The organism is Streptomyces sp. MS191, assembly GCF_008042125.1.
Lineage (GTDB): Bacteria > Actinomycetota > Actinomycetes > Streptomycetales > Streptomycetaceae > Streptomyces.
The window spans coordinates 1-10,541 of sequence record NZ_RDBI01000038.1; the positions used below are offsets into that span (position 1 = coordinate 1).

Annotated in this window: 10 protein-coding genes; 6 read left to right on the forward strand and 4 right to left on the reverse strand. The window is 71.3% G+C overall.

What is annotated here, in order from left to right; all coding sequences use genetic code 11:
• Nucleotides 1-692: 692 nt before the first annotated feature.
• Nucleotides 693-1,487, forward strand: coding sequence for an SDR family NAD(P)-dependent oxidoreductase (locus EAO71_RS06430; protein WP_147976817.1), 795 nt, complete (start codon nt 693-695; stop codon nt 1,485-1,487).
• A 128-nt stretch (nt 1,488-1,615) separates the two neighbouring features.
• On the opposite strand, the gene EAO71_RS06435 is transcribed toward EAO71_RS06430, so the two are convergent.
• Complete coding sequence (locus tag EAO71_RS06435; RefSeq protein WP_187282583.1) at nt 1,616-2,719, reverse strand: phospholipase D-like domain-containing protein; 1,104 nt, start codon at nt 2,717-2,719, stop codon at nt 1,616-1,618.
• A gap of 434 nt (nt 2,720-3,153) precedes the next feature.
• On the opposite strand from EAO71_RS06435, the gene EAO71_RS06440 reads away from it, so the two are divergent.
• Both EAO71_RS06440 and EAO71_RS06445 read left to right on the forward strand, forming a co-directional pair.
• Nucleotides 3,154-5,310 (forward strand): serine hydrolase, encoded by a 2,157-nt coding sequence (locus tag EAO71_RS06440; protein ID WP_222723546.1) that lies wholly within the window; start codon nt 3,154-3,156, stop codon nt 5,308-5,310.
• Between the two features lie 196 nt (nt 5,311-5,506).
• A complete protein-coding gene (locus EAO71_RS06445; protein ID WP_147976819.1) occupies nt 5,507-6,343 on the forward strand; it encodes a hypothetical protein in 837 nt (278 codons plus the stop codon).
• A 296-nt stretch (nt 6,344-6,639) separates the two neighbouring features.
• Here EAO71_RS06445 and EAO71_RS06450 read toward each other — a convergent pair whose 3' ends face one another.
• Nucleotides 6,640-7,065 (reverse strand): DUF3592 domain-containing protein, encoded by a 426-nt coding sequence (locus tag EAO71_RS06450; protein ID WP_147976820.1) that lies wholly within the window; start codon nt 7,063-7,065, stop codon nt 6,640-6,642.
• Nucleotides 7,066-7,281: 216 nt separating this feature from the next.
• Between EAO71_RS06450 and EAO71_RS06455 the strand changes: the two genes are divergently transcribed.
• Nucleotides 7,282-7,707, forward strand: a complete 426-nt coding sequence (locus EAO71_RS06455) for an ATP-binding protein (RefSeq protein WP_147976821.1) — start codon at nt 7,282-7,284, stop codon at nt 7,705-7,707.
• Between the two features lie 68 nt (nt 7,708-7,775).
• Here the strand turns inward: EAO71_RS06455 and EAO71_RS06460 are convergent, their stop codons facing one another.
• Nucleotides 7,776-8,168: a hypothetical protein gene (locus EAO71_RS06460; RefSeq protein ID WP_147976822.1), complete on the reverse strand. Its 393-nt coding sequence runs from the start codon at nt 8,166-8,168 to the stop codon at nt 7,776-7,778.
• A 137-nt stretch (nt 8,169-8,305) separates the two neighbouring features.
• On the opposite strand from EAO71_RS06460, the gene EAO71_RS06465 reads away from it, so the two are divergent.
• Together EAO71_RS06465 and EAO71_RS06470 are read left to right on the forward strand one after the other, a co-directional pair.
• Nucleotides 8,306-9,310 (forward strand): hypothetical protein, encoded by a 1,005-nt coding sequence (locus EAO71_RS06465; RefSeq protein WP_147976823.1) that lies wholly within the window; start codon nt 8,306-8,308, stop codon nt 9,308-9,310.
• Nucleotides 9,311-9,326: 16 nt separating this feature from the next.
• Nucleotides 9,327-9,983: a hypothetical protein gene (locus tag EAO71_RS06470; RefSeq protein ID WP_147976824.1), complete on the forward strand. Its 657-nt coding sequence runs from the start codon at nt 9,327-9,329 to the stop codon at nt 9,981-9,983.
• A 51-nt stretch (nt 9,984-10,034) separates the two neighbouring features.
• On the opposite strand, the gene EAO71_RS06475 is transcribed toward EAO71_RS06470, so the two are convergent.
• The coding region (locus EAO71_RS06475) for a hypothetical protein (protein ID WP_222723547.1) at nt 10,035-10,541 on the reverse strand (507 nt) is incomplete at its 5' end.

Here is a 10,541-nt window from a genome sequence, read left to right on the forward strand (position 1 = left end):
CCCCCCAACTCCCCCACCAGGTCCGTTGCGGTCGACGGCGACAAGCGCCGCCCCCGCCTTCGCCATCGGTCGCCCCCGGTTTCCATCGGTCGGTGAATGGGAGCACGATCTGCGGCTTCGGCCGCGGCGACGCCATCGCCTCGACCTGCCGCCGTACAGCCTCCCTCCCGTCCAGGCAGCCGGTAAAGAGTTCGATTTCGCCATAACTCGAGCCGCCGAAGAGTCATTATCGGAAACTTCAAGGCGGCCGATATCGGCCATCCGAGCCGTATCCATCCACCCGTTCACTGGTCAAAAAATTGCCCGTGTTCACTCGAAATCAAGTCACCTGGCGAATTTCCACTTCATGGGTTCGCCCACGAATACAACGACTTCTGGGGTTGCCGATGCGGTAGGGGACCACGGTGCCGTTCTGCCGACCGGACCGACACGTCGGCGGAGTTCGGGCCGCGCTCGGCGCCGGGCGTCGAGCGGGCGCCCGGGCGAAGCGCGGCGGCCGGGGTCGTGCCATCCGCCCCTGACGTCGCCCGGGGCCGGAGCGGCTTGATGTCGCGGGCTGCCGGCACCCGGCCGCCGGAGCCGACGCCGACGGCGCGCTACGCGAAAAGGGGTCTCCCTGATGCCGCCGGCCACGGACCGGGTACAGGGCTCTGAGGCAACCGCACAGAAGATCTGCGAGAAGGACGTCTTCCATGCTCATCGATCTGACAGGACGGACCGCCCTGGTCACCGGCTCCACCCAGGGGATCGGCGCCGCCATCGCCACCGGCCTGGCCCGGGCGGGAGCCCGCGTGGGCGTCAACGGGCGGACGGAGGAACGGGTGGAACGGGCCATCGCGAGCATCCGAGCCGAGGCCCCTGACACGGATCTGGTCCCGGTGGTCGCCGACGTCGCCGGCGAGGAGGGCGCGCGGCGTGCCGCCGACGTGCTGCCGCAGGTGGACGTCCTGGTGAACAACCTGGGCGTCTTCGGGGAGGCCGACCCGCTGGAGATCAGCGACGACGAGTGGCGGCGCTACTTCGAGGTGAACGTGCTGGCCGCCGTGCGACTCGTCCGTCACTACCTTCCCGGAATGAGCGAACGCGGCTGGGGGCGTGTGCAGAACATCGCCAGCGACTCGGCGATCGCGATCCCGGCCGAGATGATCCACTACGGCATGTCCAAGACGGCCCTGCTGGCGGTCACGCGCGGCTTCGCCAAGCAGGCGGCGGGTACCGGTGTCACCGTCAACTCGGTCATCGCGGGCCCCACCCACACGGGTGGGGTCGAGGACTTCGTGTACGAGCTGGTCGACCGATCCCTGCCCTGGGACGAGGCTCAGCGCGCCTTCATGCGCGACCACCGTCCGCAGTCGCTGCTGCAGCGGCTCATCGAGCCGAAGGAGATCGCCGCCATGGTGGTGTACCTCGCTTCCGACCACGCCTCCGCCACCACGGGCGGTGCGCTGAGGGTGGACGGCGGGTACGTGGACTCCATCCTTCCGTAGCGGAGGCGCCGGGTCGGAGGCGTCTTACGGCCGGGCACCGGATCCCTGCGGGCGGCGACGAGAACGCCCTGGGGACGGCCGGGGTGGCTCGGTGTCGTCGGGCACGCCGGACGACACCGAGCGACCGGTCACTGCAGGACGGCCTCCGCCCGCATGGCGAGGAAGTTCGCCTTGTAGGCGTCGTGTGCCGTCGCGCCGGCGAGACGGATCAGCGCCTCGTCGTTCTCCCGCAGGGAGGAGAGGTCCAGGTTGTGCGAGCCGGTGAACGTCCACTTCGTATCCGGATGGCCCGCGTAGTTGCCCTCGACGAGCAGGTACTTGGAGTGGACGAAGTAGCCCCCGGCGTCGAGGTGGTAGGGCTTGATCCGTGCGTGGCCCTGCAGGGTCGCGAGGTCGTTGGAGTCCTTGTAGACGACCTCGATCCAGCAGTCCTGGTCGGCGAGCGAGCGCAGCTTGGCCGCGATCTCGTCCCGGTGCAGGGCCCACGCGGAGATCCGCACGACGGTCTTGTGGGAGGTCGTGCCGACGGTGGTGTTGCCGGTGCAGGAGACGTTGTTCAGGAACCCGAGCACGACGTCGCCGCCGGCTTGCGGGAAGAAGTAGTACTTGGCGTCACCGGCCTCGCCCGTCCGGTAGTAGTCACTCGTCTTGCTCATCGCGGCGAGGTCGTTGAAGTACTCGGTGTACGCCGTGTAGAGGGCGGTGTTGCCGACCACGGTGTACGCGTTGTTCCACTGCCGGGTGGTGGACGACACCGTCTGGTTGGCGGAGCTCTGGATGACCACGTCCTCGGCGACTCCCGCGTCGCCGACGCGGGAGAAGGTGAAGAACTTGTTGTGGTTGATCGGGTTCGTACCGCCCGCCGCGATGCAGGCCCCGCCCGCGGTGCACACCTGCACCCAGGAGCCCTGGGACTTGTCGGTCCCCAGGGCGGCGATCAGGTTCTGGGCGGGCGCCGGGGTGGGCGCCTCGACGGACTTGTGGTCCAGGACCACGCGCACGTTGACGCCGCGGCCGTGCGCGGCGACCAGGGCATCGGTGTAGTCCTGGTCCTGCATGACGTACAGGGCCGCCCGCAGGGTGCGTCCCCCTTGGGTGTTGTCGATCGCCTCGATGATGTGGTTCTTCACGGCGTTCTGCTCGGCCGCCGTCCCCTTCGGGTTGTTGAAGACGGCACCGGTGACAACGGGCGGCGCGTCCTCCGCGGCGGCGGGGGCTATGCCTGAGAACACAAGAGCGAGGGCGACCGACACGGTCGCCCAGAAACGCTGGCGGATGACTCCTCCTCGGCTGGATGGTGGCATGAGCCTGCCATGGGCCTTCCGCGAGCAGGAACGAAGGGTCCACCAAGACGCCGCACGCGGTCCCGGGACCGCCCCGGCGACCCCGGCGCGGCAGGGGGAGGATCGCCGGAGTGCCGCTCCGCCTCGCGCGGGATCACCGGCCCCGCGGCATCGTCGGACCGCCGCGGGCCGATGTGCTGCAGACGCGTGGAAGCGGGCCGAGGAGGAGGGCGGCGTGACCGGCGATGGCCGTGTCGCACGCGCTGTATGACCGGACTGTCACAAGATCTGTTCTATGGAACATCACCGACTCGGTATCCGTCTCGGGATGTGACGGGGCCCCGGCCCCGGCGGAATGTATCTGCGAGCAAGGCTGGGCAGGGATGAAGACGGTAGCGGTGACGGGTGGCGACGCGGAGACTCCGGAGCCCGAGGACGTGTCGGCGGCGGCGTCTGCGGACGACGGCGGGACGCTCACACCGGGAGACCGGGCGGGGGAAGCGGCGTCGGCGCGCGAGAACGCCGAGCAGTCCGGGTCGGAGGCATCGGCCGAACCCGCCGAGTCCGCCGGGTCCGCCGGGTCCGCCGGGACCGCCGGGACTGCCGGGTCCGCTGAACGGGCAGACTCGACCGAGCCGGCCCCTGCGGCCGAGTCGGAGGACGCGACCGAAACGGACGCTGCGGCCGAGTCGGACGCTGGAGCCGAGCCGGACGCCGCGGCCGAGTCGGACGACGCGGCCGAGTCGGATGACGCGCCGTCCGCACCCGACGCGACAGGGGAGGGCGCGGCGGACGGGCCCATCGGCGCGGACGAGCCGTCCGGACCGGCCCCGTCGGCCGAGGGAGGACACGGGACGCCGGACGGGGAGCCCTCGGAGCCCGACCCCGACGAGGAAGCCCCCGCGGACGAAGCGGACGAGGCTGACGACGCTGACGAAGGCACTTCGACGGCAGGGCCGGACGAGGAGCCCGGGACGGCCGAGACGGGCCCGGTCGGACCGCGCCGGCCCACGCCCTCGTGGGCGCGGTCCGAGACCGACTCCCAGAGCACCCGCACGCTCGCCGCGCCGAAGGATCTCGACACCCCCACGACGAACCTCGCCACCGGTACGACGCCGCCGGCCGCCGCGCAGGGGCCGGCCGAGCCGGCTCCTCCCGTCGCACCGGAGTCCACCGGATCCCCGGCGTCCGCCCACGCGCCCGCCGCTCCGGCGGACCCTGCCGCGGCCCCGCTCGACCTCCTCGCCCAGCTGACCAACACTCCTCCCCCGGCCGAGACCCTTCGCCGCACCACGGCGCGCCGACTCAAGGTGTGGACGCCTCTCCTGCTGCTCCTCGCCGGGGCCGTCACCGGCGCCCAGATGCTGCGCCCGCTGCCCGAGCCACGACTCGTCGCCTCCGAGCACACGCACACCGTGGAGGGGCGCCTCGACATTCCGTGGCCGGCGAAGGGTCAGGGGGCCGTGCGTATCCCCGGGTCCGGGACCATCAGCACCTTCGGCGTGCAGAAGCCGGTCCCGACGGCCAGTGTCGCGAAGGTGATGACGGCGTACGTGGTGCTCAAGGACCACCCGCTGCGCAAGGGCGAGGCCGGTCCCACCATCACGGTCGACGCCAAGGCCGTCGCCGAGGGCAATTCCGAGAACGAGTCCCGCATCGTGGGACTCACCGAGGGCAGCACGTACAGCCAGCTGGACATGCTGAAGATGCTGATGATCCCCTCGGGCAACAATGCCGCCCGGCTGCTGGCGCGTTGGGACACCGGCAGCGACAGCGAAGCGGCCTTCGTGGAGAAGATGAACGCCGGCGCCCGCGAACTCGGCATGACCGACACGACGTACACCGACCCCAGCGGGCTGGACGCGGGCACCGCGAGCACCGCGGTCGACCAGCTCAAGCTGGCCGAGGCGGTCATGAAGAACGATGTGTTCCGCTCCGTGGTCTCCCTGCCCGATGCCGAGATCAAGGACCTCTCCCAGCGGCTGATCAACAACAACACCCTCCTCAACGCACACGAGTTGAGCATCCGGGGCATCAAGACGGGGTCGAGCACCCCGGCCGGCGGCGCACTCATGTGGGCCGGGTACAAGTCCGTCGGCGACGAGACTCCGCTGATCCTGGGAACGCTCATGGACCAGCGCGCGGACGGACCGGACCCGAACGCGACCCGGAGCCTGGCCCTGGTGCTGGCCAACAGCCGGAAGGTCATCGAGTCGGTCCGCGCGGCGCTGACCGCCGAGCCGGTGGTGCGCAGAGGCCAGACGGTCGGATACGTCGACGACGGGCTCGGCGGACGCACCCCCCTGGTGGCGACGGCGGACCTCAAGGTCGTCGCCACGCCCGGCCAGCGTCTTCGACTCGTTCTCGGAACCGCCGGCAAGGGCGGGTCGGCTGCGTCCGTTCCCCACTCGGCCAAGGCCGGCACCGAGGTGGCCGTACTGACCGTGGGCGAGGGATCCGGGTCCAGGAGCGTGCCCGTCGCCCTCGGCGAGAACCTGGCGGAGCCCTCCTTCGGCACCCGTCTGACCCGCCTCGGCTGACGGCGCCGGACCGCCCTCGGCCGGCACCGGGCGGCACGGCACGGGCGGCGTCATCGTCCGCTCCGCCGGGCGCCCGGAGGGGGTCCGGATGGCGTGGCGTGGCGTGGCGGCGGTGCGGCGGTGCGCGACGTCTTCACCCGGTCCGGACAGAGCGGCGTTTCGGGATGTTTCGCCACCGCCGGGATATCGTCGGCAGGTGGCCGAAGCGAGGGAGCACTCCGAGGGCGCGGGCCCGTTCACGACGCGGGTCACCTGGCGTCCCGAGGGCGGCGGCACCGCAGTCTGGGAGTCGCGGCTCGCGCGAAAGCGCGCCCGGCTGACGGTTCACGCCGAGGGGGAGAAGGGGCCCCGGCCGAGGACGGCAGACAGCCTGTCGGTCGCCCGTGCGCGGCGGTTGAACACGATCGCCGCGGTCGCGTTCGCCGTCGGCGGCGCGCTCTTCGCCCTGGGGGCCGGGCTGGCCCAGTTCGGCCCGGGAGACATCACCAGCGCGTGGATCTACTTCGCCGGTGGACTGTTCTTCAACACCGGCGGCTACACGTCCCTGCTCCAGGCCGTCAACACACCCCACCGGGACAGCCGGACCGGTCGGCTGGCCACGCGGCGCTGGCGCTGGTGGAGCTATGAGCCCGCCCGGATCGACTGGCTCAGTACCTTCGTGCTGTTCGCCGGCACGCTCGTGTTCGGCGTCAATCTGGTGGGCTCCCTGCTGAACGGGCTCTCGGCGCAGCAGGTGAACCGGCTGATCTGGGCACCGGACATGATCGGCTGCGCGCTGTTCCTGATCTCCGGTCACCTCGCGCTGGTCGAGGTGTGCCATGGTCGGCCGCGACTGCTCGTACGGGATCTCGGCTGGTGGATCGTGGCGGTGAACCAGCTCGGTTCGGTGCTCTTCATGGTCTCTGCGGTCACCGCCTTCGTCCGGCCCTCCACCYGCGCCCTGGTCAGCGTGGCCGTCACGAACTGGGGCACGCTCCTGGGCGCGGTGTGCTTCTCCGTGGGCGGAGTGCTGCAGTACTACGAACGGCCCTGACCGGTCCGTCCCGGGAACCGCCCGGCACCCGGCCACGCCTCCGCCAACCATCCACCAAGCCGTCACCCGGGACATCCGACCCCGTGGAACGCGGGCTGGCCCTCCGCGACGACGCCTGAGCAGTGCTGTCCAGCTGACCCTCGGCACCCCTTGACCGAGGGTCAGCCGTCCCCGCCGSGGACCGCCGCGCACGGCCCGCTCCACCCCGCCGTCCCGCCGATGTGACCGCGGGGACCATCCCCCGCGTGCGGCAACCAGCCGCATTCGGCGCCGGTCGCCGACATGCAGTCACACGGTCACAGGGTGAGCAGCCGGACGAGCAGCACCACCGACGTGCCCGCCGACAACACCGCCCCCAGGACGGTGAACAACAGGTCGACCGCCGTGGTGTCCCAGCCCTGGATCGCGAAGCGGCGAGGGTCCTCCGGGTCGTACCGGACGGCGACCGCGGCCCCCACACCGAAGGCGCCCGCGACCTTGCCGCGACCGAACCGGGACGGGTGTTCGCACGTGCGGCCGTCCCGCGTCGTCCAGACCGCGACCGGGTAGTGGAAGGTGGCGCCTTCGTCGTTGCGCATGGTGTCATGGCGGACGATCCGCCCCTGCGCGGTGACACCCCTCCGGCGCAGCGCACTGGCCCGGCGGAGTCCGTACACGCCGAAGCAGAGGCAGACCGCGCCGATGAACAGCGGGATCAGCGAGAAGAGCCATTCACGTTCCATGTGTGGTGCGACGCCTGTACGGGTGTGTCGGTTGCGTCGCACGGAGCCGGTGTGACGTGGTCGCCCCGCGGGTCGGCAGCGCTCTCGTGAGGCGCGTAGGGCGAGGAACCCGTGTCGGAGGTCGAGGCCCCGAGGAATCGGCACCCCCTGCTCGCGTTCCGTCCGCCGTCTGCCGGGCAGACGAGACGAACGGGGTGACCGGCCGGAGGAGAGACGATGACGCAGGATCCCTCACTGAGAGCTGTCGGGTGGGCGCGCTCGCTGCCGATCAGCAGCGGCGTGAAGACGGCACGGGACTGGACGCGCGACCATCTCACGACGCTCGGCTGGTCGCGGACGGCACCGGACCTTGTGGACTCGGTCGTCCTGACCGTGTCCGAGATGGTCACCAACGCGCACGTCCACGCCCACAGCGCCGCGCAACTCATCCTCACCTGGGACGAGGCATGCCTGCACGTGACGGTCCACGACTCGTCCATGGAGCTGCCGGAGCAGCGGAACGCGGACGACAAGGCACTCGGGGGGCGCGGGATGCTGCTGATCGACGCCCTCGCCGACGACTGGCAGGCCCGGCGCTGTCCTCGCGGCAAGGACGTCACCGCGTGCTTCCAGCCGCCTCCCCCGCCTGCCGGCCCGAAGTGAGAGCCCGCCGCGGATGGTCACCCGGTGGTCACCCGGCATCGGCGGTCAGTGGGCCCTCCCGCCAGGAGTCAGGCGTTGTCGCTGCCGCCGGTCTGCCGGATGCGGGAGGTGCCGCTGCCGGTGGCGCGTTGCCGCAGCCGTCCCGCGGTCGTGGTGCGCCTGGACCCCGCGCACCGTGACCCGCGATCACCGGCGGTCTGCTCGATGACCGCGCCATCGCCGGCCTCGGCGATCTGCTCGATGTCGCCGCTCTCGGGGCCGGACGGGGTCGGCGTCGGACGGGTGAGGGCGAACAGGAAGGCAGCGGCGACGACGGTTCCACCGGCGGCGCCCAGCGCCCACCGGTCGGTGCTGCCGTCGGGCAGCCAGGACCACGACGCCGCGCGAACGACCGCCACCACCAGGGCGAACACCGCTACGGATGAAGCCGCCACGACCCACCGCCGAACGAGGTCCGACATCAGTGCCTCCTGTTTCGCGCCGCAGGGCCGCGCTGCCGATTCACCAGCCATGTCTCGCTCATCAACATGGCACATTTGGAACGGACTTGCGCTGATTCACCTGCAGTTGATCACTGTCGGACAGCAGACTGGCGTGCATGAGCACACCCGTTCCCGCAGAGGGGGCCGAACCGCCCGAGGTCATCCGTCAGGAAGCCCGGGTACAGGGGCAGGGACAGGTCTACCAGGTCGCCCACGGCAGCCAGAAGATCGTCAACAACCATCACTACGCGGCACCGCAGCCGGCCGCCCCGTTCAACCTGCCCGAGCTCCGCGTCTGGATCGAGCGCATCACGGCCGACTACCGCCTGCTGCTGGCCGATCGGAACGCGCCGTCACGAGGGCGCAGGGCGGCTTCGCAGGACACGAAGGAACTCGCCGCTCTGGGCGCGAGTCTCGCCGGGGACCCGGGACGGCGCGAAGGCAAGGACCTTCTGCGCCGCCTCCTGGCCGCCGGAGCGGCGCAGTACCTGTCCCGGGGCGGCCCGATCCCGGCAGGGACGCTTCCCGAAGCCGTCGTCATCGACCTCGTGGTGTTCGCCCTGTGGCCGGTGGTCCAGGCACCGCGACTGCCCGAGGGCTGGCGCGACCACATGGCGGAACTCACCACTCCGCGGCTGGCCGCACTCACGGCGAGCGCCCGTGACGCCATCCGCCAGGGGCGGACCGTCACGCCGGAGGGCCTGACCCGGCATCTGGCGGGGAAGGCGTTCGCCCGGGCGATCCTCGCCCTGCTGGAGGATCTCGACGACCCCCGCCGCGGCGGGGCCTGCCTGACCGCCCTCTCCCTGGCCTCCCATCAGCCGCCGCCTCCGCAGAAGGCAGGCGGCAAGGCCCTGCTGGGCTGGCTGCTCTCCGGCGCGGTCGGCGCCGTCGCCGGCGGAACCGCCGTGAGTGCCGCGGGCCTCGCGGAGCAGGCGTGGGACTGGCTGCACAGCACGCCGCGCGGAACCGGCCCCGGCGCCCCGGGCATACCCGACGCCCTCCAGGAAGACCTCGAACAGCATCGCGACGGGGGCATGCGGGGCGGCCACGGTCTGAGCCCGCCCCCGGGGTCCGGGCCCTCCTCGGCCAGCGACTTCATCGAAGACCTCTTCTCCTGAACGGCGGCCTCCTGACGTGTGGGACCTGATCAAGGAATGGCTGTCCGTGGCCCTGATCGCCGGTGCCGGATGGGTGGCCGTCACGCTCGTGATGCTGGCCATGGGCTACGGCCACCTGCGGCAGATCCGGGCCGTGCTGAGGATGCGGCGCTCGCTCGCGGTCGTCCCCGCGGGCAGTGTCTTCCACTGGGACGAGGGGGGTGTCGTCGCGACCCTCTACGACGCCGGCACCGACGAAGACGTCTCCATGCCCTTCGCCCGGGTCACCTGGCCGACCCTCATGAAGGGGAAACCGGGTCGCGCCAAGTCCAAGGCCCGCGTCCGGCGGCGGATCGCCGCGGAACTCGCCTGGCGCACCGCCCTCCTGCTTCTCGTGACCGTCCCCCTCTTCACCGCCTGCGTGTGGCTCACGCTCACGTCCGATCTCTTGTGGGGGTACGCGCTGCTCGTTCTGGTCGGCCACCAGACGCTGACGGCGGTCAGCGGGCAGATCTTCTTCTACAAGTTCTGGCCGCTCAGCGTGGTGACGACCTACTTCTTCCTGCACCGGGTGGACTGGTGGCATCCCTCCCTCCAGGTCGCCGCTCCGCTCTTCTGCGCCTTCACCCTCCTGTCGATGGTGGGGGTGAGCCTCGTCAGCCGGTGGGAGCGGAGGGAACGGCTGCCGGCCTGACACGGCGGGGCCGGCCCTCACGGGTGCCGCGCGCCGGTCCGTCCTCCGCGGTCACGTGCGGGGACGGGGGTGGGGGTCGGACAGGACTGCCTCGGCGAGAGCCGCGTGGGTCGTGGGGTCGGCGGTCACCAGGCGGACCAGTTCCACCGATGTCGCCGTGTCCCTCAGAGCGCGCACCACTGCCGCCGCCGCCTCCCGGGCGGGGTGTCCGGACCCGAGGGGCGGAATGGCGACGCTGTGCGCACCGATCCGGTCCGCCGTCGCCACGGCACGGCGGTGACGGGCAGCCAGGGCCTCCACCCCCTCGGCCACCCCCACCATCGACAGGAGGGTGAAGGCGCAGAAGAGCGGAGCGGCGACCTGGAGGGAGGGATGCCACCAGTCCACCCGGTGCAGGAAGAAGTAGGTCGTCACCACGCTGAGCGGCCAGAACTTGTAGAAGAAGATCTGCCCGCTGACCGCCGTCAGCGTCTGGTGGCCGACCAGAACGAGCAGCGCGTACCCCCACAAGAGATCGGACGTGAGCGTGAGCCACACGCAGGCGGTGAAGAGGGGGAC